At 66.8% G+C, this 226-nt stretch carries 1 protein-coding gene; it reads right to left on the bottom strand.

The annotated features are described in order from the left end of the window. On the bottom strand, window positions 1-226 hold a 226-nt coding region (locus WFN61_RS20850), incomplete at both ends, for a DUF6531 domain-containing protein (RefSeq protein ID WP_337039155.1).

Below are 226 nucleotides of genomic sequence, written 5' to 3'. Positions count from 1 at the left end.
TCATAGGCGGTGGCCCAGCCCTGACCAAACAGCCCTTCGCGGGTGTTCAGGCTGTTGTAGCTGCGCTGCCAGCGCAGGGGGAAACACCCCGGCAGGGAGAAGTCGAGTTCACTCTCGTCATTGAGCACCTTCACCCCGGTGGCGGCATGTACCGGGTGCGGGGAGGCGAAGAGCGCGTTAACGGCCATATCTGCCAGCATGCCGCCCCCGGCCGCCGCCAGCGCAC

Source organism: Pseudescherichia sp. AS216, from assembly GCF_037152055.1.
Classification (GTDB): domain Bacteria; phylum Pseudomonadota; class Gammaproteobacteria; order Enterobacterales; family Enterobacteriaceae; genus Pseudescherichia.
The sequence above is the reverse complement of the archived record's forward strand: the minus strand, read 5'-3'. Positions and strand labels throughout refer to the sequence as shown.